Annotated in this window: 20 protein-coding genes and 1 pseudogene; 8 read left to right on the forward strand and 13 right to left on the reverse strand. The window is 62.0% G+C overall.

The features are described from left to right. Window positions 1-485: 485 nt before the first annotated feature. Entirely contained in the window at window positions 486-1,328 is an 843-nt protein-coding gene (locus ACFX4T_RS12980; RefSeq protein ID WP_216926658.1) for an HpcH/HpaI aldolase/citrate lyase family protein, read from the reverse strand. Between the two features lie 57 nt (window positions 1,329-1,385). Next, a complete protein-coding gene (locus ACFX4T_RS12985; protein ID WP_377652234.1) occupies window positions 1,386-2,495 on the reverse strand; it encodes a zinc-binding dehydrogenase in 1,110 nt (369 codons plus the stop codon). A gap of 430 nt (window positions 2,496-2,925) precedes the next feature. Between ACFX4T_RS12985 and ACFX4T_RS12990 the strand changes: the two genes are divergently transcribed. From ACFX4T_RS12990 to ACFX4T_RS13010, 5 genes are all read left to right on the forward strand, one after another. Next, window positions 2,926-4,104, forward strand: a complete 1,179-nt coding sequence (locus ACFX4T_RS12990; RefSeq protein WP_377652235.1) for a M24 family metallopeptidase — start codon at window positions 2,926-2,928, stop codon at window positions 4,102-4,104. Between the two features lie 124 nt (window positions 4,105-4,228). Then, the gene (locus ACFX4T_RS12995) at window positions 4,229-5,482 is read left to right on the forward strand and encodes an NAD(P)/FAD-dependent oxidoreductase (protein ID WP_216926661.1); all 1,254 of its coding nucleotides are present in this window, start codon (window positions 4,229-4,231) and stop codon (window positions 5,480-5,482) included. Between the two features lie 1,289 nt (window positions 5,483-6,771). Next, window positions 6,772-7,092 carry a 2Fe-2S iron-sulfur cluster-binding protein gene (locus ACFX4T_RS13000; protein ID WP_216926662.1) on the forward strand — a complete coding sequence of 107 codons (321 nt, stop codon included), beginning with the start codon at window positions 6,772-6,774 and terminating at the stop codon, window positions 7,090-7,092. Beyond that, window positions 7,089-7,571 carry an HtaA domain-containing protein gene (locus ACFX4T_RS13005; RefSeq protein ID WP_377652236.1) on the forward strand — a complete coding sequence of 161 codons (483 nt, stop codon included), beginning with the start codon at window positions 7,089-7,091 and terminating at the stop codon, window positions 7,569-7,571. The genes ACFX4T_RS13000 and ACFX4T_RS13005 overlap by 4 nt, the downstream gene beginning before the upstream one ends. 40 nt (window positions 7,572-7,611) lie before the next feature. Then, window positions 7,612-8,403 (forward strand): SDR family NAD(P)-dependent oxidoreductase, encoded by a 792-nt coding sequence (locus ACFX4T_RS13010; RefSeq protein ID WP_216926664.1) that lies wholly within the window; start codon window positions 7,612-7,614, stop codon window positions 8,401-8,403. 26 nt (window positions 8,404-8,429) lie between these two features. Here the strand turns inward: ACFX4T_RS13010 and ACFX4T_RS13015 are convergent, their stop codons facing one another. Both ACFX4T_RS13015 and ACFX4T_RS13020 read right to left on the reverse strand, forming a co-directional pair. Then, window positions 8,430-8,786, reverse strand: coding sequence for a hypothetical protein (locus ACFX4T_RS13015; RefSeq protein ID WP_377652237.1), 357 nt, complete (start codon window positions 8,784-8,786; stop codon window positions 8,430-8,432). Between the two features lie 23 nt (window positions 8,787-8,809). Further along, window positions 8,810-8,902 (reverse strand): annotated as a pseudogene (locus ACFX4T_RS13020) (IS5/IS1182 family transposase); the annotation flags it as partial. Window positions 8,903-9,232: 330 nt separating this feature from the next. On the opposite strand from ACFX4T_RS13020, the gene ACFX4T_RS13025 reads away from it, so the two are divergent. Then, window positions 9,233-9,505, forward strand: coding sequence for a transposase (locus ACFX4T_RS13025; protein ID WP_377652238.1), 273 nt, complete (start codon window positions 9,233-9,235; stop codon window positions 9,503-9,505). 875 nt (window positions 9,506-10,380) lie between these two features. Here ACFX4T_RS13025 and ACFX4T_RS13030 read toward each other — a convergent pair. From ACFX4T_RS13030 to ACFX4T_RS13055, 6 genes are all read right to left on the reverse strand, one after another. Next, on the reverse strand, window positions 10,381-11,391 hold the full coding sequence (locus ACFX4T_RS13030; RefSeq protein WP_377652239.1) for a hypothetical protein: 1,011 nt from the start codon (window positions 11,389-11,391) through the stop codon (window positions 10,381-10,383). Next, on the reverse strand, window positions 11,388-13,082 hold the full coding sequence (locus ACFX4T_RS13035) for an FAD-dependent oxidoreductase (protein WP_377652240.1): 1,695 nt from the start codon (window positions 13,080-13,082) through the stop codon (window positions 11,388-11,390). The genes ACFX4T_RS13030 and ACFX4T_RS13035 overlap by 4 nt, the downstream gene beginning before the upstream one ends. After that, window positions 13,079-14,317, reverse strand: coding sequence for an FAD-dependent monooxygenase (locus ACFX4T_RS13040; protein ID WP_216926669.1), 1,239 nt, complete (start codon window positions 14,315-14,317; stop codon window positions 13,079-13,081). Before ACFX4T_RS13040 ends, ACFX4T_RS13035 begins: the two co-directional genes overlap by 4 nt. 55 nt (window positions 14,318-14,372) lie before the next feature. Beyond that, on the reverse strand, window positions 14,373-16,073 hold the full coding sequence (locus ACFX4T_RS13045; protein ID WP_216926670.1) for a thiamine pyrophosphate-binding protein: 1,701 nt from the start codon (window positions 16,071-16,073) through the stop codon (window positions 14,373-14,375). A gap of 1,202 nt (window positions 16,074-17,275) precedes the next feature. Further along, window positions 17,276-18,553, reverse strand: coding sequence for a cytochrome P450 (locus tag ACFX4T_RS13050; protein ID WP_377652241.1), 1,278 nt, complete (start codon window positions 18,551-18,553; stop codon window positions 17,276-17,278). A 70-nt stretch (window positions 18,554-18,623) separates the two neighbouring features. After that, window positions 18,624-19,178: an alpha-hydroxy-acid oxidizing protein gene (locus ACFX4T_RS13055; RefSeq protein ID WP_377652242.1), complete on the reverse strand. Its 555-nt coding sequence runs from the start codon at window positions 19,176-19,178 to the stop codon at window positions 18,624-18,626. A gap of 97 nt (window positions 19,179-19,275) precedes the next feature. On the opposite strand from ACFX4T_RS13055, the gene mftR reads away from it, so the two are divergent. Continuing rightward, window positions 19,276-19,980 carry a mycofactocin system transcriptional regulator gene (mftR, locus tag ACFX4T_RS13060; RefSeq protein WP_377652243.1) on the forward strand — a complete coding sequence of 235 codons (705 nt, stop codon included), beginning with the start codon at window positions 19,276-19,278 and terminating at the stop codon, window positions 19,978-19,980. A 339-nt stretch (window positions 19,981-20,319) separates the two neighbouring features. Beyond that, entirely contained in the window at window positions 20,320-20,646 is a 327-nt protein-coding gene (locus tag ACFX4T_RS13065; RefSeq protein ID WP_216926674.1) for a hypothetical protein, read from the forward strand. Window positions 20,647-20,811: 165 nt separating this feature from the next. Here the strand turns inward: ACFX4T_RS13065 and ACFX4T_RS13070 are convergent, their stop codons facing one another. Genes ACFX4T_RS13070 through ACFX4T_RS13080 form a run of 3 tightly spaced genes read right to left on the reverse strand, consistent with a single transcriptional unit; the run spans window position 20,812 to window position 23,521 of the window. Continuing rightward, window positions 20,812-21,567, reverse strand: a complete 756-nt coding sequence (locus ACFX4T_RS13070; RefSeq protein WP_216926675.1) for a maleylpyruvate isomerase family mycothiol-dependent enzyme — start codon at window positions 21,565-21,567, stop codon at window positions 20,812-20,814. Next, a complete protein-coding gene (locus tag ACFX4T_RS13075; protein WP_216926676.1) occupies window positions 21,567-22,391 on the reverse strand; it encodes a fumarylacetoacetate hydrolase family protein in 825 nt (274 codons plus the stop codon). The genes ACFX4T_RS13070 and ACFX4T_RS13075 overlap by 1 nt, the downstream gene beginning before the upstream one ends. Then, complete coding sequence (locus ACFX4T_RS13080; protein WP_377652244.1) at window positions 22,388-23,521, reverse strand: cupin domain-containing protein; 1,134 nt, start codon at window positions 23,519-23,521, stop codon at window positions 22,388-22,390. Before ACFX4T_RS13080 ends, ACFX4T_RS13075 begins: the two co-directional genes overlap by 4 nt. Between the last annotated feature and the right edge of the window lie 65 nt (window positions 23,522-23,586).

Below are 23,586 nucleotides of genomic sequence, written 5' to 3' on the forward strand. Positions count from 1 at the left end.
CGATCGCAGCCCTGCTCGACCGCACGACCCGCTACTTGATGCTCGTCCACCTCCCGGATGACCACACCACTGAAACAGTCCGCGACGGGACTCATCAACACCATGGCCGTCCCACCGGCGCACCCCCGAGGATTCCGGACCTTGGACCAGGCCCGGAAATGGCCGGACATAAATCCTTCACCCTGGCTACCAACATGCAGGTCTACTTCTGCAACCCCGCCAGCACCCTGGCAACGCGGCTCAAACGAGAACACCAACCGACTACTGCGCCAGTACTTTCCCCAAAGGCACAGATCTGTCCGTCTACGGGCCTGAGGCCTAGAACACGCCGCCCAGGAATTCAGCGGACGCTCACGCAAAACGCCCGACTGGAAAACCCTAGCCGAGCGTTTATGTGATTTACTACTAACCCACCTAACCAATAGGTGTTGCAACGATCCCTAGAAACCGCCACTGCTCGTCAGGACCGACGCGGCCCGTCTCGGTCAGCGCTTCTTAGCGGCATAATCACGAATTGCGTTGGCCGTGTCTTCGCTCCATTTGGGTAGGCAGAGGAAGTCCATCCCTTCGTCGATAGCCTGAAAGACGTCGACCGCTCCGGGTGTGCCGATCGGCACACCCGCAGCCTTGGCCGCCTCGATGACCTTTCGGCGATAGGGGTCAAGCTTGGAGTCGGCGAGGTTGAAGTCGCGTACCCCAAGGGTCATCGCACCGTCTGCGGGTCCCCAGATCAAGGCGCCCACGCCGGGCACGGCGAGGATCTCATCGATCCGTTCCCAGGCCTTGACGTTCTCCACAAGCAGCAGGAGGGTGAGCTCCCCGGACTCGGTGAGGGGCCACAGGTCGGCCCGCTCTATATACTCTGGCACCGAGATACCCCAATAGCGCGACGAATGGGTGGGCAGTGCTCCGCGCACACCTTCCGGCCCCTTGCCACCCGGTCCTTGGGGGTATCGCATGGCCGAGACGGCAGCGACGACGTCCTCGGGATCAACTACCTGAGGAACAAGAATGCCGAAGGCGCCGTAGTCCAACGCCTGCTTGGTAACCCACTGGTTGCGTTCCGCGGCATTAGGCGAGACCCGCACGATGGGAGATGCCGGGATCGGGCGCGCCTGCGCGAGCCTTCTGCGGCTGATCAGCCACTGCATCGTCTGGCCGAGATCCGGCATCGAGAAGCCGGTGTGTTCCATATCGATGATGGTGAAATCTGCTGAAGAGTCACCGATCATCCGCGCCGTTAGGTAGTCCGCGTTGCTGAACCACCCGCCGACCGGAAAACTCGAGGACTCCGTGAGCCCATGGATCAAACCGTTTAAGTGCACCATCGATGCTCGCTTCTTTTGAATTCGGCTTCGCGCCGATCGGATGTTGTGGGTCGGCGATCAGAGCGCGGGGTTCAGGACGACCTTGATAGGGTGCTCATCGGTCTTGTACGACGCGACCGCGATGGCTTTTTCCGCGTCCTCGAGGGAGTACTCGTGCGTCACCAGGCTCCCAACGTCCATTCCCTCCTCGAGGAGTTGGACCGCGAAGTCGAACGAACGAGCGATCGTGTGGGGATGCGAGAGCGGGCTGTTGATCGTGACCTCGCGGACCTTCCGCCAATTGATCTCCTGGACGGGCGGCGTGGGAGCGGCGACCAGCGTGACTATGCCAAGTGGTGAGATGACCTCGAAGGCGAGATCACGCGCGGGGGTGTAGCCGGCCCCCTCAATCACACCGTCGACTCGCCCGACCAGTGCGCGGATCTTGCGCGCTGTTTCGACTGGTTCTTCGCCTTCCGGGATGGCATAGGTGTGTGCAGCGCCGAGGGTTTTTGCAAGCGCGAGACGCTCCCCATCGTGCTCGAGGCCCACCACGACCACTGTCGAACCCATTCTCGCTGCTGCGATCGTGCATGCCAGTCCCTGGGGACCAGGGCCGATCACCACGGTGGTCTTGCCAGGGCCCGCTCCGTTTACCTCACTCCAGCGCAGCCCGTTCGCCAGAACGGAGCATGCGAAGAGCGCCGTGCGGAGCGGCAGTTCCTGAGGCACCTTGTAGAGAAGCGCTCCTTCGGGAACGAACACGTGAGTGGCATATCCTCCCCACAGATGCGGCGGTTCCGCTAGGGAGATGGTTCCGTAACCGCGGAAAGTCGTATTGTGCATGCATAGGAAGTACTGCCCTCGGTCGCAGTTTTCGCAGCCTGCCGCACAGGGCCAGCGAGCCTCCACCGTTACGAGGTCGCCAATAACCAGGCCGTGGCGTTCTTTGGCAGCGACACCGATGTCGATGACTCGGCCGATGATCTCGTCACCGAAGGTTACGGGCGCCTTGTCGTTGAGCCAGTCGTAATTGCCGTTGTACATATGCAATTCCGAGCCGTCCACACCGCACAAAACGACCTCGAGCAATGTGTCCTGCGGTCCGATGGTGGGGAGGGGTATCTCCTTCATCGTAAGAACGCGGGGCCCTTCGTAGACAACTGCAGTGGCGGTGGAGGTAGACATCTTTGGTTCCTTCCTGACGCGGCGCGGAGCACACCGCACCCGGGTGTTGGGACGTCGGTGCTCCGCCGGGTGCCAACGATCCCCGATGCCGGAGGGCACATGCGTTCCGCTGGTCGCAGAGGCGAACAGCGGGTTCCTCGACGGGAGCCGAACTGTTTTCGGCAACGCGTAGCGGAGGACCGATGGACGGCTGTGAGGAACAGCTTCTCTTGACATCCTCCGCGTTTAGCAGTCTATAGTAATCGCAGCAGAAGAACCAAGTTCTTTTCAGAAGAACATTTTTCGCGGAGCAGTACGCAAAGCCGTTCATGGATGCATTCGTGACTGAAATGATGAGCGAGCGTCGACCATCTAGCGGAAGCAAATGTTGGAAAGCACACGCGAGGGGAAAACCAGGATGAACAGAACCCAGGAAGAATCATTCACCGCTGTGAGCATTGACACCGCTCAGAAGACGACGCGGGACGCACCGTTCGACACTTCGCGGCTTGACGCGCTTTTGGCGGAGGCGGGCGTGGATCTCGTTCTGGCCACGTCTCGACCCAACAGTCGGTACCTGCTCGGCGGATACTACTACTGGATTAACGCAACCGAGCCCGCAGTAGGCAACACGCAGTGGCTCCCCTTCGTCGGCTACCCCGCGGGTCGCTCCGACGAGACGTTCTACGTCGGGAACCTCATCGACGGTTGGCACCAGACTGTTGAGCCGTTGTGGCTAAAGAATGTCCGCAACAGCAACATCGCCCAGCACCTCGGCGCGCAACACACGGTCGAGGAGATCAAGCGACTCGGCCTCGACACCAAGACGATTGCGATCGAGCGGAGCTTCCTCACAGTGGACGCGTTCGATGTTCTGAGGGCTGGTCTGCCCAAGGCACGCTTCATCGAGGCTGGCCCGATCCTGGAGCGGCAGCGCGCCATCAAGGCGGCGTGGGAACTCGACCAGATTCGCGCCGCCACCGAAAAAGTGACCCAGGCGATGATGGCCGTCTTCTCCGAGGCACCCGTCGGCGAGTCGACCCTTCAGCTGAACAATCGCCTTCGCGACGAGCAGGTCAAGCGAGACCTGACTTTCGACTTCTCGCTCGTGAGCGCAGGGACGAGCATACTTCGCAAACCCTCGCCAGACGTCTTTTGGCAGGCCAACCAGTTCGCATCACTCGACTCGGGTGGCAACCTGAACGGATTCATCGGCGACATTGCTCGCATGGGCATTCGCGGCGAACCCTCCAGCATGCTCAACGACATCATGGACGACATTCTCGGCATCCAGAACCGGATCGCCGAGGCTCTCCGGCCTGGCAACATCGGTCGGGATGTGGTCGATCTTGGCCGCCGCTCAGTTCGCGAGTCGCGCTTCCATGAAGACATGTTCCTCGACATTCACGGTCTCGGCTACGTGACCCACGAGCAACCGCGTCTCATCAGCCTGGGCGACGTGACACCCGACCACATCGACGAACCGCTGCAGGCGGGTTATGTCGTGTCCATCGAGACCTCCTTTCAGAAGGAGGGCTTCGGATTTGTGAAGATCGAAGATACCGTTTTCGTCAACGCAAATGGGCCGGAACTGGTTGCCGACCTAGGGCGAGGCTGGAACGTCCAGTGACCCACCCTCGGGTGCATCGGCATGGCCTGGCAAAGGCAGATTAAAGAATGAGGATCGCGACGGTCGAGATGTCCTGTTTTCCGCAGATCGTACACCGCCAGCTCATAGGAAAGTGGTACGGGAAATGAACTACACATACGACACAGTGATCGTCGGGGCAGGCCAGGCGGGAGTCCAGGTAGCTCAGTCGCTCCGACAGGGCGGATACGCGGGCAGCATTGCCCTAATCGGCGATGATCCGCACCAACCCTATGAGCGACCGCCCCTGTCCAAGGCGTTTCTCAGGGGCGAGGTGGAGGCGAGCCAGTTCTTGCTGCGCTCGTCGTCGTACTGGGCCGAGCAAGGAATCGAGACCTTCTTCGGCACCACGGTGAACGTTGTCTCCCCCGCCGACCACCTCATCCACACGTCTATGGATGACCGGTTCGAGTACCGTCACCTCGTTTGGGCAGCCGGCGGCAGCCCCCGCCGACTGCCCATCGAGGGGGCCGAACTCGACGGGGTATACAGTCTGCGCGACCTGAAGGACGCGATCTCGATCAGAGAGGCAATGCGCACCGCCCGCACGGCGGTCATCATCGGCGGCGGCCACATCGGTCTCGAAGTCGCTGCTGCGCTGCGCCTGCGAGGCTGTTCGGTCACGGTGATCGAAGCGGCGGACCGACTGCTTGCGCGCGTCACCAGTCCGACAGTCTCGGCGTTCTACGAGAAACTGCATCGCGATCGGGGGGTCGATATCCGGACCGGCAGCGGCGTGAGCGAGATTCACGGCACCGACGGGAAGGTCAGCGCGGTCACTCTCATCGAGGGCGAGAGCCTGCCCGTCGACCTCGTGCTCGTCGGCATCGGTCTGGTGCCGAGCATCGAGGCCCTCGCGGTGGGCGGCGTGGAGTGCAGCAACGGGGTCAACATCGATGCAGACGGCCGCACCAGCGTTGACGGGGTCTTCGCCGCTGGAGACTGCGCGAACAAGCACCATCCCTTTGCCAACGGCGAACGAGTGCGGCTGGAGTCGGTGCCCAATGCCACCGAACAAGCCAAAGCCGTGTCGAACGCTATTCTCGGTATCCCTAACGGCAAAACTCCCGCTCCGTGGTTTTGGTCACACCAGTATGAAGTGAAACTGCAGACGGTGGGGCTCATGACCGATTACGACGAAGCGATCGTGCGCGGCGACGTCGAAAACGCGAAGTTCAGCGTGGTCTACCTCCGCGATGGAAGGATCATCGCGTTGGACTGCATCAATAACGTGCGCGACTTCGCGCAGGGTCGTCAGCTCGTTGAAGCAGGCGCGGTCGCCAGTGCAGGCGAGGTGCGTGACGTCGATCTGTTGAAGTCGCTGCTCGCGCGTAACGAAGTGCAAGCAGACCAGCTGTAACCAGTCCCCTGGGCGCCGCACCTTTATAAGGGATCCAAGCACCAGTGCAGACTCTCTGCGCCTCATTGCAATACCTCTGGAAAGAGTGATTCGTTGCGTCCTTAGAAAGCCTCCGGATAGTTGGCTACGTTGCCTCAGTGAGATTACGTCCGCCTGATCTCGGTTGATCCAGGCACGGTTGACGGGTTCGATGCGGGCGGGCACCTTTACCAGTGCCCGGGTCTCCAGCTCGGCTGTCAGCGCAGAGAATGTGGCGTGAAAGTGCCTATGTTCTTCGTCAAGCGGCTGTGGGTGTTTGGGGTTGGTAGACAGTTAGCCGACCAGTTCCGAACCCAAAGGACCAGCTTTTCTGCTCCACGCGGGCGCCGTCGTTCTTTTTTCAGGGTGGGACCTTGGTGAAGGTGATCTGCGCCCATCGCTCCGCGGTCGTGAACGAGACCTGTAACCGTTCGCCGCGCGACGCAGCGGTCACTTACCATCGACGATGCACCGAGCCGGACGGAGCCAACCCTTCGGCGTCAGGATCGCGTTAGCATGGGAAATTGAAGCCCTCCTTGTGGGGGGACTCTAGACAAGCCCCACCCCACTTGGAGGTCGTTTCTTCGTGTCACCACACCACGCCGACTGTCATTGACGTCTCTGGCTAATACAGAAGACCCATTTGGCGGCCTTGTTTGGTATCGGTCACCGTGAAGGTTCAGCAGAATTCACGGAAGCTGTTGCCACTTGGTGACCGACCGGATCGATCTCCTCGAACCCCCGGGACGGTGACCGTCTCATTGGGCCCGGGGCGGATCGAAATCCGGGACTCGAGCAGAGTTCCCCGCCAGTCTTCTGGTCGATAATAGCTGAGCTCAAGCTCCCGTCCCGGCGCAGCAGTTGCGCCAGCACCGGCAGCATCGGGGCCAGAAGCCTGCCCGGCGTGGGCTTGACGATTTTCAATACCAGAGCCTCCCGCAGCGCGGCCCGAAACAGTCGCCGTCCCAACCTGTCCACTCGACCAGCGCTTTAATGGTCGGGACTTCCCCACACGATCCGCGCCCCTGCGCCAGCGCCTCCTTCTTTTTCGACACAGCTTGCCCCAGGGCCGTCGTTAGCTCCATGAAACGGGCATACCCTCATCCGCAGCCGACCCCCCAACCCCTCCGTCACGCGGAGGTTTTCTGAGAGTCAGCGCGGGCTCTTGCGGGCACAAGTATGTCTTCTGTACCATGGGAGTGTGTTCTTTCCAGAAGAACTTGGCTGAAATAATCAGCGTCGGAACTAACAGCAAAGGACTGATAGGGACAGTGACCAAGATCACCTTCAAGCTGCTCAATGGGGGCAGCCAGGAAGTCGATGCGTGTGACGGGCAGTCATTCATGCGCGTCGCGGTTGACAACGATGTGCCCGGCGTGACCGGTGAGTGCGGCGGCGAAGTATCGTGTGCCACCTGCCACATGTACCTTTCGCCGGAAGTTTCCTCGGGTATCGGCGATCCAAGTGACGAGGAACTGGACCTCATGGAGATCATGGACTCCTTCGTGCCGGATCGCAGCAGGCTGGGCTGCCAGCTCGTCGTCCAGTCTGAGCTGGACGGTGTCGAGGTTGAAGTCGCCCCGACGCTATGAATAGCGGCTTCCTCCACTGGCGGGTCAAAGACAGCTTCCGCGAGTACGTCCGGACAATCGAGGACGGCGCGGAGCAGGTCTCTGACGGAGCGTTGGAGGAAGATGGGGGCTTCGTCTGGCCTGCCTCGCCAGTCGACTCCCCAACCCGCGATGCCACTCTGAAATTCTGCGGCCGAGTGGAGATCAGCGCCTACCGGGGAATCCTTGCGGTCTGCCTCGAGGATCCTTGGATCACCTTTGGTGAAACTATTCAGCTATCCGTCGTGGACTCCATGAATCGAAAGTCCGATGCTCCGCGCGTTGTCGTTGCCTACCTCACGCCGGGGGCAACCAATCCCGCCGCGAGTCTCGCGAGCATGACCGAGGCAAAAGTTACTCTCGCTAGGACCGGAGTCCGTATCTTCGACGACAACTATCCCGCCGGCACCGAGTTGGCGCCGCTGAGCTATACCGTTTCGGCCGCTTCGCACGCGGCTTAGAACGTTGTCGAGCAATCATTCGAGCAGATAGGTTCTATATATGAGTTCTGTTACCCAGACCATAATTCCGGAGCGCGGAACGTTGAGTGGTAAAGTCGCAATCGTCACTGGAAGTGCACAGGGCATCGGGAGGACACTGGCCGAACAGTTCGCTGCTGCGGGCGCCAAGACAGTTATCGCTGATCTCGATGTCGCCAGTGCGCGGAGGGTGGCAGACGACCTTAAGGCCGGCGGGATGGCGTCGCTTGCCGTTCAGGTCGACGTCGGCAACGCGGCCAGCGTCGAGAACCTGGTAGCCGCTTCGATCGCGGAATTCGGGCGCATCGATGTGCTGGTCAACAATGCTGCAATCTTCTCTACTATCGAGATGCGTCCCTTCGATGAGATCCCTTCCGAGGAGTGGACCAAGGTGATCGATGTCAATCTCACGGGCGTGTTCAATTGTTGTCGGGCCGTTGCCGAGACGATGCGCAGACAAGGCACCGGCCGCATCATCAACATGTCGTCAGCGACCGTGCTGTTCGGTCGCCCACATTATCTGCACTATGTCGCATCGAAGGCGGGCGTTCTCGGGATCACCCGTGGCCTAGCCCGTGAACTGGGCCCCTTCGGCGTCACGGTCAATTCCATTCTGCCCGGTTCGGTAGAGACGGGTATCCCGCGCGGCAGTGTCTCCGGAGACCAGGCCAGCCGGATCATCGCTTCGCAGTCCATCGGACGAAGACTCACCTCGAAAGACATCGTCGGCATCACGCTGTTCCTCGCATCAGACGATTCTGAGGCGATAACCGGACAATCGCTAGTTGCGGACGGTGGAGCGAACTTCCTCTGAGCTAGCGCGTCTCCTAAAGCTGCCAGTCAGATGCTAATTGACCCGAGAACGGCTCCGCCGACGTAGGTCAGCGAGTTTGTCGTAGCGCGCTGCCAGGGCCCGCCACTGTTTGAAGGTGTGAAGTTTCGTTCGACGACGTTCCGGCCCTTGTATTCCTCTTTGCCGAAGGCTGGCGGACTGTCGCCGGTGGAACCGCGTCGTGTCCGATGACCGATCTGATCGGACGGTTGCGGGATGACAGCCACGATGCCTCGGTCCCGCAGGTGGGTCCGGATCGCCTTGGAAGAGTAAGCTTTGTTACCGCACACACGGTTCGGGCGGGTTCGTTGCCTGCCCGGACCGGTTCGGTTGATTCTCAAATGATTCATGAGGTGGGTGAACATTGGCGCGTCTCGGGCCCTGCCCGGGGAACCATCAGCACCAATGGCTGGCCTGTGCCATCAACTAGGGCATGGATCTTGGTACTCAGTCGGCCGCGGGAACGGCCCAATGGCATGGCTGCTCAAACAGATTCATGTGATTCGACAGTGTCCCCTGTCGTGCAGGGAAGATTGGTGCGATGCTGGTGGGCGCGAGTCAACAGAGATGGACCAATCCACGTCACCGCGGCCGACAACAGCAGCCCGGCCAGGATCTACCGACTGTACCGATGGGGGGGCATCCACGCTAGCGAATTGATCCTCCTGACGCACTACCCGCCGGGCACCGACCATCTACCTGCTGGCAGAGCCTCTTCACCGCGGCGCGAAACAATCCCTGCACGATATCGACGGGCACCGCATCACCGCGTTCCTGACCAGCGCACCGCGCTAGCACTACCCATTTCTGGATGCCCGGCCCCGGGCCTGTATTCAGCCGTTGCTGTCGTCCTCTGCCGGTAGTCGGGGTCGTCCGCTCCGGGGACGATCGACGGGTTGTGGAGGGCATTGCTTGCCGGCATCGGTGCGGGATTGCCTGGCGCGATGTGCCCGCCGAGTTTGATCCGCGGCAGACGATCTGGAAACGGCATCGCCGCTACAGTGGTGACGGAACATGGGCCCTCGTGGTCCCGGGCAGGCTGACAGTACTGTTTGACACTGAGCCAGCCCAAATGTGGGCTTAGCCCGCCTGGACAGGGGAGGAGAGACGGAGAACTGACGTCCACGGAGTGTAGGTAAATGCAGGAATTTCCGGGATGCGCCGGCGCTGTCGGTGCGGACCAGGATTCTTCGCCCCTCCAGCCTCCCGACAGAGAAGAACGCCTCGGGAAGCTGGGACATGGCGGTGCTGAAAACGCGGATGTGTTCATCGGTGCTGTTCGCCCCCCGGCATGCCGGAGCGCAGCAGGCAAGCTAGGACTTTCCCCGGTGCCGTGGCCGTGCCGTAGTCCACGCTGGCGATGAACGATGCGAACCCGTATCCGCCCTTGTGCGTTCCGACGGCATGTTCCTGGCCCGTGCTTCCCGGGGGGCCTCGAAGCCATAACTGGGCAAGTCCGGGTTCATCACCGTGCGTTCGAAAAATGGGTGGACGGTTGCGTTCGAGGGCAGTGCTGCGGACACCCAGCGGAAGGGTGCTCCTTCGCCTAGTGAAATAGCGGACTCGATACCCACTATTTACCCAGCTCAGAGCATCCTTCCGCCTTTTAACACGCCCTCACTTATCTCATGAAACGCCGGGCTGGGGGAGCGGACGTGCACATCGAGCGACACTGGCGACGCGGGTCTGTCGTCACCGGAGCAGGTAGCGACATCCGCGTTCGATCGAGGGCTGGGATTGGCGTATTATTCCTGTAGCCACGGGGAGTCAAGAGGGTCCGCACTATCAGGACAAAAACACCTATCAACGACCTCCAGAAGAACCGCAACTTCAGACCGTCGCGCGCCGGCCGCCGGCATGATCATCGAATGCCTGCGCGAGACAACGACGAGTGCCCGCACGCGGGTGGTTCAACCAATTCGTTTGGGCGCGACTAATCTACGGATTCGTCTCTGACTGTCAGATGCGGAATGCCTCGCGAACCTCGTCGGGGAAGAGGTCGTCGACTGCGAGTTCGCGCTCCAGGAGTCCTTGCTCCAAGGCGAAGCCGAGGAAAGTTTCCAGCGTGGTGCGGTTTGCCTCAATGCCGTATGGCCAAAGGTCGGCGCCAAAAATCTGCTCGTCCTCTTTCGCGCGTTCCGGCCCCCAGGGCAAGGGAAAGTGCGGCGCGGTGGCATCGCGCAAGCGACTCAAACTGCGGTCCTTCGCCTCACCAAAGGCCTTGAGGAAATTCATGGCGATCCACGGATGCGCGGCGAAGGCGTCTGCGCGCAGCACGATCAGATGCATAATAGGGAAGACGCCCGTTCGTTGGAAGTACTCCCTCTCTACGCGCCGCGGCTCACTAAACAGCTGCACGATCTCGCCGGATCGGTCCTCGAACGAACGCGGTGGGTGTGGAACGAGCATCGCGTCGATCTCGCCCGCGAGCAAGAGATCATTGAGTGTAGCATCGGGACGCTGATCGATCTCGACCCCAGGCGGCAAGCCGACCGGAAGGGTCTCGACCCGCCCCGGACTGTTGATACCAGCCTGCACCCACGAGACCTCGTGAAGGGGAATGCCATACTCGTGCTCGAGCAGCCCGCGCTGGTAGACAGTGGCGGTCACCGTCCACTCCGGTATGCCGATGCGGGCTCCGGCGAGCGCCGCCGGGTCGTCAACAGGTCCGTCTGCACGAACGAAGATCCCTGAGTGACGGAACGAGCGCGACGGGAAGACAGGCAGACCGATGATCGAGGTATCTCCCCGTGACCTCAAAGCCGTGAACTTGCCTAAGGACATCTCTGATACCTCCCACTCACGAAATTTCGTGAAGCGGAAGAATATTTCTTCGACGGGGTACAGCAGGCACGTCAGGTCCACACCGTCGACTGCGACACGACCCGACACGAGGTCGCGGACCTGGTCGGAGTCGTTAATCGCGAGGGTAAGTGGCACATTCGGCCGCTGGTTAGCCATGGCGCTCACGACACTTTCCCCGCGCTCTGCTCGAACGCGGAGCGCGATCGCTCGCGGTGAGCAGCCTGCGCAGCGCGATACGAAAAGGCGATGATCGGGCCTAGCGTGGCGCCCGCGCCCCAGTAACCCCGGCCTGAGGCAGACGCAACGCAATTGCCGACGCCGTACAACCCGGGGATGGGCTCTCCGGAATCATCCAGCACTTGGCCCTCCGTGTTGGTCCGCGGACCCCCTTTGGTGTCCAGAGAACCGGCAGTGACCAGCGCTGCGTAATACGGACCCTGCCCGCTGATCGGCCACATAGTCGGGTTAGTGCGACCCTGCTCCTCACGCACCGGGCCATTGAGAGCACGCTGGATTGCTGCGCTCCCCCGGCCGAAGTCGTCGTCCTGCCCCTTTTCGGCCAGGTCGTTGAAACGTGAAACGGTCCGAATCAAATTTGGCAGGAAATCCTCGCCGAGGCGGAATCCGCCGGTCGCTCCTGCATGGCGCTCCAAACGCGCCGCGATCTCGTCGGTGAGCGCTTCGAGGGATTCGCCGACGATGACGTGTGCGTCGTCCTCGCCGGGACCGACGATGAGGCCTCCCTTCACACCGGAACTGTGCCGCTGCGATCGCTCGTCCCAGATCTGGATGAGGACGAGATTTGGGTATTCGACCGCCATCGGATCCCAGCCGTAGAACGCTTGCGCGAGCTCGTTGTATGGAAGTTTCTCATTCGTCGCTCGCCGCCCGTGCTTGTTGACGAGGATCATAGAGTCGCCAGGGAGCTGGAACATTCCGACGACCTCGTCGGGGCTCGTCAGTACCTTCTCCAGCGGTACGGGACATGCCCACATGCTGTTCATGTTGCGCAGCTCTGCACCCAGGTGCGCTGCGATCCGGACGAAGTCACCCTCGTTGGTGGGCGCCGCGCACCCGGAGAACGACGGAACGGGAAGGAACGCGGAGCGCAGGGCAGGATTCCGGGAGAAGCCGCCCGAGGCGAAGACCACGGCCTTGCGAGCGTGGATACGGTACAGGTGGTTGTGCGAGTCCGTCGCCTCAACACCAATGACCTCGCCGTCCCTCACGATGACACGCTGCACCCGGCGATCAGTCGCGATCTGGATGCCGGCGTCCAAAGCGACGTCGACTAATTGGTCGACGATTACCCTTCCTCCCCCTCCGGCCAGTCCGGCCGAACCGACCGGTGAGAGAGACCTTCCCCACTCCACGACGGACTCGTTGAGGTGACCGTAGTACTCGGGGCTCAGGGTTCGGTGAACTTCGAACTGGACTCCCGCCTTCTCGGTCAGCAGATCCAATGCCGGCGACGCCGTTTCGTAAACGGCTGCGACCATCTCGAACTCCCACGCGTCGAGTCCGAATGTTGGGCTATCTGGCTCGTAGCGTTCGGGTCGGGACACGCGCGCGACGAAGCGGAGGTAGTCCTCGCGGGAGTCCACGATCCCTTGCTCACGCAGATACCGGTTGTTCGGGATCCAAATGCCGAATCCTGATTTCGCGGCGGTCCCGCCTACAGCGGGCGCCTTCTCAAGGACAGCCACTTCATCGCCCTGCCAGCGTGAGAACAAGGCGGTCGTCAAACCCGCTCCCCCGGCACCCACGATAACGACGTCTGTCTCGAAAGTGGCGCCGTTATATTGAGGAGACACTGGGGCCGAAAGTCCACGCTGGGCTACGCGGTGATCTGTCATCGCTTCGCTCCTTCAGTCTCAAGTGCCTGCAGCACGGCTTCTGCGGGGTCGTAGCCGTAGAGCCACTGACTGGGCGAGAAATAGCTGCCTGATTCATCGTCTGAAGCAGCGCCGTCCGTCGTGCCGGCGAGGCGGGCATCACGGGCACTTTGTTCAGGACCATCGGGCAGCTCCCATTCCCGGGCGTGATCGGTCGCGATGTTCTGGCAGCGACGAGCGCGCTCGAATCGAGTTGCCGAGTACACATCGAGCCGACGCGAGATGTCTAACCCTGGCGCACCCGTCAGCAAGGCCCGGAGAGCCTCGGCATCTTCCATCGCCATCGCAGCACCCTGCCCGAAAAAGGGCACCATCGGATGAGCAGCGTCGCCCAGTAGTGCCACTCGTCCGACGTTCCACCGTTCGCTGGCGTACCGGTGGAAGAGGCCAAACAGGGAGAAGCTCTCCGCCGCTTCGAGAATGCCGCGAACCTGCGGATGCCAGTCTTTGTATGCCTCCCTCACCTCGAGAGGGTCAGCTGCAACGGTCCAGGCCTCCTCCAAGTCGAGCGGCGAATGCACCGTCGCCATGACGTTGAGCGCTCGGCCTGACGAGACCCAGTAGTGGGAGAAGTGGCGGTGCGGTCCCAGCCACATGGTCGTCGCATCCTCCGGTCCCAGATCGAGATGAGCGACTCGTTCCCGAGGAATCACTGTGCGATTCACCGCGTAGCCGGACGAATGCGGTCGAGTGCCGATATTGAGCAGCCGAGCGACCGTTGAGGTGATGCCGTCGGCTCCCAGCACCACGTCAGCTCGCACGCGTCGTCCGCTGACGAATTGAAGATCGACGCCGTCGTCGTCCTGAGTGAGGGTCTGGAGCCGCTCACCGAGATGAAGGGCTCCAGCGGGAAGCGCCGAGATTAGGGCGTCAAGGAGGTCAGCCCGATGGATCGTAAACCGGGGGGAACCGAAGTCCTGCTCGAGTCGCTCCTCACGAGCGGATCGGATCACTCTGCCATCGTCGAATCGCCGGAAGACTTCAAGTGATTGCCTCACGGCGCGAAGCTCGATCTTTTCCCGAAGCCCCATCTTGGTGAGGACTCGCATGGCATTTGGGAACAGACCCAGCCCAGCCCCGACGGGGGCGATCTTCGAAGCCTGCTCGTAGACGTCGACTTGGAAGCCTTCGCCGGCCAGGAGGGAGGCGGCCGTCAAACCGCCGATCCCCCCACCCACTATTGCGATGCGATTCATGGTGTCCGGTCCTTTCCTGGGAATGCTCGCCGGTGAGCTCTGCGGTCGGTCTTGTTCATCGGTCCAGTGCTGCCGCTTGGGGGGCGGCGAACTTAGCCCATTCGTCAATGATGTGGCCGCGAACCTCGTCGCTGACCTTGAAGTCGATCACGAGGGGGCCGTTCAGGTTCTGCAGTTGATTTGCGAGCGCCGGTATCTGGTCGAGTGAACGCACCGTCGCCGCCTCGGCGCCCAGAGCGCGGGCTATTTCCTCGAACGAGCGGTCGTCGTACCGCGCAAGCCGATCGGGAATCCCGTCGATCTGCATGAATTGCACCTCGGCCCCATAGGCCGCGTCGTTGATGACGACGACGAGCAGACGTGCGCCATACCGAGCCGCGGTGTCGATCTCCGCTAAGTGCATCATCAGGCCGCCGTCGCCGATACCGACGACAGTGAGCTGTTCGGGCTTCCCGAGTGCGACGCCGATGGCAACACCGAGTCCCGTGCCGACCGCAGAGAACTGGAGCGGCCAGATCCAAGAACCAATGCCAGGCGCCTGGAGGTACTGTGCTTCAAAAGCCATGTGGTGACCGGCGTCGACGACCGCGGTACGCTCGCGCGGGAGGATGCGATCCAGCTGCAGCCAGATTGACCGCGGGTCGAGGGCGCCCTCACTGCTTTGATCGTCGAAGGTGTCGCTGAGATCGAGCGCGGCGATTTCAGCGACAACGCCGTTGTCGCGGAACCCCGCGACGTGGTGGCCGCGGCGGTCCAACTCGTCCGCCAGTGCGCTGGCCGCGAGGCCGGCATCCCCGAGCACGGACACGTCCACGGCGTTATACCGCCCGAAAGCGGCTGCGTCGACATCGAATTGGATGACTTTGGCGTCGGGGAACAGTTCGCCGACGTAGGTGGTGAAGTTGTTCAGTGTAGCCCCGAAGACGAGGATCGTGTCGGCGGAGCGAAGCAACCGTCTCGCAACAGGGGTGGAGAATCCGCCGATGGTGCCGATGTTGTGCGGGTCGCCGGCGAAGTAGCCACGGGCCATTAGGGAGTTCCCCAGCAATGCTCCTGTGAGCGCACCGAGGCGCTCCAACTCCGATCGAGCGCCAGCCAAAACGGCACCACGACCCGCGAGGATCACGACTCGGCCCGAGGCGCCCTGCGCCTCGATCAGGTCGGCGGCCTCCGACACCGAAGCGGGAACGGGGGCGCCCGCCGGCGGCCTCACCGGAAGCACGACCTGCGCATCGTCGGACCCCGCGGTTTCGTTCAACACATCGGGCGGAAGGTTGACCATGATCGTCATACCCTCGCTGGCACGGGCGATGATGGCGCGGAAGTCGGCGACCGCCGTCGCGGGTGACCGGAGTGTCACGCTGACAATGCCGGCGGCCGCGGCGATAGCCTCGTTGTCGAGGTGCTTCGGCGCCTTCGCGGCAGCGATGGCAATCCCGGGGTTCTTCAACCCAATCGCGCTCACTGGAGCGAGGACTATCATCGGCGTCCGCGCCATCGCGGCGGTCTTCACCGCCGTGATGCCGTTCGTGATTCCGGGCCCTCGGCTGAGGATCGCCACGCCGAGGCGCCCGGTCGCCCGCGCATAGCCGTCCGCCATGCCGACCGATCCCTGCTCGTGGCGACCGCTGTAGTACGTGATGGAGTGCTCCTCAAGAAGCGCGATGAAGTTGGCGATCTCCTCACCCATGAGCCCGAAGGCCTTCTCGACACCGGCCTTGCGCAGTTCGATGGCGAATGCCTCGTAAACATCCATGAAGTCTCCTATACGTGTGGAGGTGCGGGACCGACTCGACACCGAGCGGCGGGGCGCACCCGTCCATGAGCACCAGTGGCATATATCAACTTGCAGAACAGTGCTCTGCATAACAGATCAAACTCTAGTCGACGGAAGCCGCATGGGCAACCGCTACGCTGACCGCGATGGCGGCGCAACCACTGCGGAGCATGGCGTTGCCAATTCGCAACGATGTCGAGTGCGGAAGCAAGCAGCCATGACCCCGAGTGAGATCGTGATTCGGTTTCGTGACCGAAGGAACCTAGGGATCGTTAGAGTCAGCCTTCTAAGACACGTTCACCCGGGAAGCCGTCTACGACAACATCGGCTCCGTCGTCGCTGTGGCCCCGTCCCGCGCGACGGACGTGATTCGGAAAAGGTCTGAGAAAGCCGGCTACGTTCGCATCGGTACAACGTGCTGAACCTTCGCCAAAGCGGGATCCTGGCGTTCGCCGGGCGCATCCGCTTCTACGATGCGACCGGCGAGGAATCGGCTTCTCGGTGGAAGCCGGCCACCTAGGTCGTCCCGGAATAGGTTAGAGGACGATGCATGAGCTTTTTCAGCAGACGGAGCGCATCGCCAACACGATCGAGTTTCCTATGATCTCGAACGCGTCGACACGCGTTTCGGAGGAACCCGGAACATCTATCGCACCGTTCGATCGGCCGAGAAAGCGGAGCTCCACCTCGAAGATCAAACCGTACCCAGGTAGTGCGCAGTACTGCCCAAGCTCGAACTGGTGTCGATCTAGGAAGCGGTCGACCGCGTCTCGATCGCAGTGGGTGCGCGCGTCAAGCTCGACCTCGTGATCGACACCCGGACAGGCGGCGACAGCTTTTCCTACAACAACCAGATGTAGCGCGCGAACTCCTATCTGGACGCCGGCGCCGACCTGGCGATCCCCACGATTATCGAGTACGACGGAGGAGCGTTCAGCGCGCTGTGTCCGACCGACAGATGGCCATCACCGAGCGCGCGGTCCTGGACATGCCCGGCCCTACCCATACCGACAGTGCCTTTTAACCGCGGCCTACTATTCCGACTAACCGGCCAAGATCACCGCCGGTAGGCCGCTCCTCGACAACCTTCGTGTGGGCCACCACCTCAAGCTCGAGGAGCGCCTGGGCCGATCACAAGGGTTACCAGCGGGCAGGCTCCATCCGCCTGCCATAAGCGATGATCACGAAAGGCCGCGTCGACTCGTTCCTCGGGCTACAGGGGTGAAACGCACCTTCATCTCCGTAAAGCCCGTCACGCTGCGGTCCGCGATCCAGCTGGGGTTCTCGTTTTCGACGACTTCGAGGTCGGGGAAGGTTGAGAGCAGCTTCGGAAAGAATGTCCCCAGCTCCAGCCGGGCGAGGTTACGACCCAAGCACATGTGCACGCCTGTGCCCAGTGCAAGGTGCTCGTTCGGCGATCGGGTGATGTCGAAGCGATTTGGATCCTCGAACTGCCGCTCGTCCATGTTCGCCGATGCCAGCCACGCCACGACCCAGTCGCCAGTTCTTATCTTCTTGTCATGCCATTCGAAATCGTAGTTCGCGATGCGAAGCCGGTTCTTGGCAGGAGTCGACCAGCGGAACACCTCTTCTACCGCGCCCTTGGCAGATCGTGGATTCTCCAGCAGCAATCGCCGCTGATCCGGGTTGTTAAGGAAGAGCCAGGTGCCGACCGAGGCGGAATTGCGTGTAGTCTCCAGGCCGCCGGCGATGATCGTCGCGAACCACGTCTTCATCTCGTGAGGCGAGAGCGGGTCTCCATCCACCTCCATGTTAGCGATCACGGTCGCGAAGTCGTCCTGCGGGTTCTTCCGCCGATCCGCGGCCAAGGCCGCGCAGTAGGTCATGACGGTGTTTAAGCCATGGAGGTGGGTCTTCATCTCGTCGCCGTCGATGATGTAGCGCGGGTCGGCGGAGGCGAACCACTGCCAGGAGGCGAGAGTAATGAGGTCCCAGTCCTCCTCGGGCACGCCCAGCATGCGCAGCACGACCAGGATGGGCAGCCTGCCCGCGATGTCCTCGACGAGGTCCGCTTCGCCTCGCTCTGCCACGTCGTCGATGATCTCATCGACGATCGCGTCGATGTCGTGGCCCAGCCTGGCGACCGCCGGCACGGAGAAGTGTTTGTTCATCGGGCGGCGGTAGACGTCGTGCCAGGGGTTGTCGCTGCGGGATATCTCGATATCGATCCCCTGGGCATGGCGCTCCTCCGGCGTCCGACGTTTCGGCGAGCGAGGGACACGGGTGTCCCAGCGCGAGCTGAATTTGTCCGGTGACTCTAGGTAATCCTTGACGTCGTCGTAGCGCGTGACTGTCCAGTAATCCTTCCCATAGTCCGAGTCCTCCACCCAGTGCACGGGATCTTCGTCCCGGAGCTGTTTGAAGGCGTCTCTGTACGCGAGCGATGTATAGAAGTCGGGGTTGAGAAGCTTCGTATGGTATTCAGACAGATCGGCCATAGCCGTTCGTTCCTTTCGTCGGCGTCGATGCGCAAATGTCGTTTACTCGGGTGCGATTGTCGTGGAGGGATCAGCGAACGGCGAGGTTCTCGTCGGCCGGCACGCCCAGCCGACATGCGCCTCGGGTATCCATAAGTCTTCGCGGCGCAGATCCTGCAACGGTAGAAGGTCGGGCCGAGAGTCGCCGAGTCCAAACCTGAACGGAGAATGTCGAGCACGTTTCGACTCCTGCCCGACCTTTCGCTGTGAGGCCCCAGAGACAAGCGCGAATCAGCACAGCCTTCGCGCCCAATACGAGAGCTTTCGCGACATCATTGCCGCGTCGGATCCCCCATCGAGCAGCACTTCGATGCTTTCGTCGACCTCGTCGACGATGGCACGGATCATCCCAATCGCCACCCACGCGGAGTCGAGGTTTGTTCCCGCCCTGATTAGACACCGAGATCGCACTCATTCCGACATCCACAGACGGACGTCGTCCAGACCTGTAATCCCGTTCAGCATCATTGGCCCGTCCCACTGCTCGCGAACTGATCGGCACCTCTTCGATGCGCGATTCCAACTCCGCCGCCTTGGCGCGGTCAGCGTGGGGCGACGTGTGAGGGAATAGCAGGCTGGGGTTCATCGTGCGACTCTCTTCTTCGAAGATCTTTCAGCCTGCCACGACCGTTGCGGCTCCGCCTATAATAATGGCATTCAGTGCCAATGAAAAGAGTTTCTTCTTGAACGATCCCGTCGTGGGCGAGCCCACAGCTTCTCATCGCGGTTCAAGACGCGGCCGCGCCCGCTCCACGTCGAAGGCAGAACTCGGACGAATCGGGTTGAGCTTGTTCATTGACCGCGGCTTTTCCAACGTCACGGTCGAGGACATCGCGCATGCTGCCGGCATTGGACGGCGGACCTTTTTCCGCTACTTCGCGTCGAAGAACGACGTGGCATGGGGCGATTTCGAGGAGCTGCTGGTCGACTTCCGGGCTAACTTGCATGATGTGCCGGGCCGCCCGTTGGTACTTGCCGTGCGCGATGCCGTGCGTAAGTTCAACGAGATCCCCGATGAGGAGCACACAAACCACCGACACCGCATGAGGATCGTTCTCGAGACCCCCGAGTTGGTCGCTCACTCCACGATGCGGTACTCGGCGTGGCGCGCGGTGATCGCAGACTTCGTCGGGGAACGCCTGGGCTTGGTGAGTCGGTCCCCGGTGGCACAGGCCTTCTCGTGGGCGTGCTTGGGGATTTCGCTTTCCGCATACGAGCAATGGCTGGCCGATGACTCCTCGGACCTTCTCGAGCTGATCGACGAATCATTCGCCGCGTTGGGTTTACTTTTCGGGGCTGCCGGAACCTCCGCCTCAGCTCCCAGCGACTTTCCCACCTACCGAGAGTCCGTGTCGGGGCCGCCATCACCGAAAGGGAACGAGTGGTGACGGGCTCGGGCTCCCAGAGCCGGCACTTGTTCCCGCAACGAGTCATCCCTTCGTCGACGGCGAAAGCGTTAAACCACAGCCACAGCGTCGAGAGAACCAGACCCTGAGGCCCGAGCATCGCCGAGATAATTCGCAAACAAAACCCTGACGCAGACGTTCAATGGGCTCGCCGTGCTTCGAGACAGTGCTCGAAGCGGGGGTTTTCAGGTATCACGACGAGCACGCTAACAACCGCTGGTGCGGCGTATGTAATGACAGTGCATTTGTTGCCTGGATCACATTTCACCCTTACTCTTTTGGAGGCCGCAGCGTCGCGGCCGGCAAAGGGGGAGTTGTTAGATGAATGAAAAGCTCAAGGTTCTGGTCAGCGTGGATCTCGATTGCGCAAGGGCTAGGGTCGCGGCCCAGGGTCATGTCACCGTCCGCAGCGTTCAGGCTCTTTATGTGGTGGTCAAGCGCGCCAACTCACTCATGCGGGGCCTGACCCTGGAGGTCGACATGACCGGCGCCTGGGTCGAACCTGACGCTCTGGCGCAACTGCGCGCCTGCTCTAGATCCCATCACCTGCCTGCTCGGATCGATCCGCACCAGACCGAGTGCCGGATCAGTATCCTGAACGCCGGCGAGACCGGATCTATTGCCCAGGAACTTCTCCTCACCGCCTAGGCGGTGGAGGCAAGCGCGCCTATTTGCCTTACCGCATTCCAGTACCGCCAGGTCCTGACGCCACGAACAACCAGCCCGCGCAGTCGCGGCCCTCATTGGTCCTTGACGGGACGTTCGTCGAGCTCGAGCAGCCGATCGCTCCAATCCCGGACGTAGAACCGCGGATCAAATCCAGGCGGGCGCCGACACCACCGGGGTTATGGTGCCAGCACGGCCGGCGGTAACAGCCGCTGTGTCCCGTCCCGTCGCCCATGAAGCGACGTCGGCGAGCGTTCCGCTCACCGTGACCGGATCCTCCGCTCCGATATCGCCGAACACCAGTTCCTGTTGCCGGCCCGTGACTCTGACAATCAGCCCTATGTCCGTCCCCCGGGTCTTCCAGACGCCAGTGATGTCCTTGAGCAGCCGCTCAAGGACGGGGACCGGGATGTCTGAGAACGTCGCGCCGTTGGCCAGGTCGACGGCATGCACCCAGACTTCGCGAGTCCGCATCCAAATGGTTTCCTCAGCCGCAACAACGCGCCCCTGGGCGGTCTTCACCTTGGCGTGCCACGCGTCGGCGGCCAGGTCACGCCATTCCACACTGAGGTGGATCGCCGAATGGTCGAAGAGGTTCCGCAAGGCAAACGGCGGCAACGTGGCGCCGAAGTCGATCTCGTGATTCCGGGCCTCGGCCGAGACGTACATCGGAGTTTCCACCCCCGTGCCGGCCCATTCGATGAGCCGGGCGATGGCCCGGGCGTTGTATCCGACGTGGGCCACGACGTGGCGGCGCGTCCAGCCCGGCAGCAGCGAACCGTCGTCGAGCTCTTCATCGTTGAGCTCGTTGAGCTTGCGTGCAAAGAACGCAGTGCCGCGCCGCGCCTGCAGCAACCCGTCGAGCAGGTTCGGGTTCGTCGTCTTGTCGTGGCGGGCGACCATCAGGCTTCCTTGACCACGCGGTTCGTAAGCCTGCCCAGGCCCTCGACGGTGGTCACCAAGACCTGGCCCTCCTGGAGGTACCGCTTAGGGTCCTGCGCGTGGCCGACGCCACCGGGCGTCCCTGTCGCGATGACGTCGCCGGGGTTCAGCGTGATGATCGTGGAGATGTAGGAAACCAAGAATTCCGGAGTGAACACGAGGTCGCCCGTGGGGGTCTGCTGCTGGATTTCACCGTCCACGGCCGAGGTCATCAGCGGCCCTACCGTGAACTCGTCCTTCGTGACCAACGCGGGTCCGAAGGGCGTGGACTTCTCCCAGGTCTTGCCCTGCAGCCACTGGACGGTGCGGAACTGGTAGTCGCGCATGCTGATGTCGTTCAGGACCGCGTAGCCGGCAATGTGGTCCGCGGCGTGGGCTTCACTGATGCGCCGGCCCTTCTTGCCGATCACGACGGCGAGCTCGGCTTCCCAGTCGACGGTGTCCGATTCCTGCGGCACCGCCAGGTCATCGTTCGGGCCGATGAGGGACTCCCGGTACTTCGCGAATAGGGTAGGGAATTCCGGGACTTCCCGGCCCATTTCCTTGATGTGGTTGCGGTAGTTGTGCCCGACGCAGATGATTTTTCCCGGTGCGGGCACAACTGCGGCCAGGTCGGCGCTTCCGAGGGCGTGCGTTTCGCCGTCGGCTGCCGTCGCCGTGGCTTCCCAGTTCTCGGTTTGGAGGAGTTCGCCGACGTCAGCGAAACCGGGAATTTCGGTGAGGGTGTCGCCGTCTTGGCGGACCGCTTTGGTGCCGTTTTCAGTACGGAGGGTGAGTAGTCTCATGCGTTCTTGCGTCCTTCTGCATAGGTGCGGTTGAAGTTCAGACGTTCAAAGATGGGGGCGTCGCTGAATCGGAACAGGTCGAACTCAGTGTCCGCTTGAAGAGACCACGCAGCCCAAGACGGGACCACGAACAGGTCCCCCTTTTCAAGGGTCCGGGTTTCGCCGTTCAGGACGGCCGTACCGGACCCTTCGAAGACCTGCCAGACACTGGAGCCGACTTCGTGCACTGCGTCAGTGGCAGCGCCGGCTCGGAGACGGTGGAATTCGGCGCGGATGGTGGGCATGACATCGCCGCCCGTGGTCGGGTTGGTGTACCGGATCGCGGCGTGGCCTTGCGAAACGGTGGCCGGGTGTCCTTCGTCCTCCAGCAGCAATTGTTCGCGCAGTGCCCGGTCGGTGTATTCCCAGCGGTACGCGGCGATCGGGGAGCTTGTGGTGTTGTCCAGGCCGGACAGCGGGCGCAGTCCGGGGTGGGCCCAGAGCCGCTCCGAGCGGGAGATGTCAGGAGTGGCTTCGTCGGTGACCCGTTCGGTGCCGAACTCGAAGAACCCGGCATCGGCGTAATGCGCGAAAGGAATGTCCAGGCCATCGATCCAAGCCATCGGCTCATCGGTGTCGTTGTGGTGCCCATGGAAATTCCAACCCGGGGTCAGCAGGAAGTCGCCGCGGGACATTCGGACAGGATCACCGTTCACGACCGTCCAGACGCCCTCCCCTTCGACGACGAACCGGAAGGCATTCTGTGAGTGCCGGTGCTCGGGGGCTGTTTCCCGAGCGCCGAGGTACTGGATGGCTGCCCACAGCGTCGGTGTCGCATAGGGCTTGCCACCCAGCCCCGGGTTGGCAAGGGCGATCGCCCGGCGCTCCCCGCCCCGGCCAACCGGAACCAGGTCTCCGGAGCGTGCAGCGAGCGGGTAGAGATCATTCCAGCGCCAGACATGCGGCAGCGCCTTAGGGGACGGGACCATCGGCATCAGGTCTGCGATCTGCGTCCACAAAGGGATCAGGTTTTCCCGGTCGAAGTCCTTATACAGCTGCTTGAGCTGGACAGCTTCTTCAGGCGTATGCTCCGGAACAGAGTGAGCAGCCGCTACCGACTCGTGAGTAGCGTTTTCGGCACTGATGGACACGGGGGCCTCCTCGAGGGCAAAGTTCACTGGCTAGTGCCACAGTAAGCGTGCATTCCCCGGGACCA

It is taken from the genome of Paenarthrobacter sp. YIM B13468, from assembly GCF_042788025.1.
Classification (GTDB): domain Bacteria; phylum Actinomycetota; class Actinomycetes; order Actinomycetales; family Micrococcaceae; genus Arthrobacter; species Arthrobacter aromaticivorans.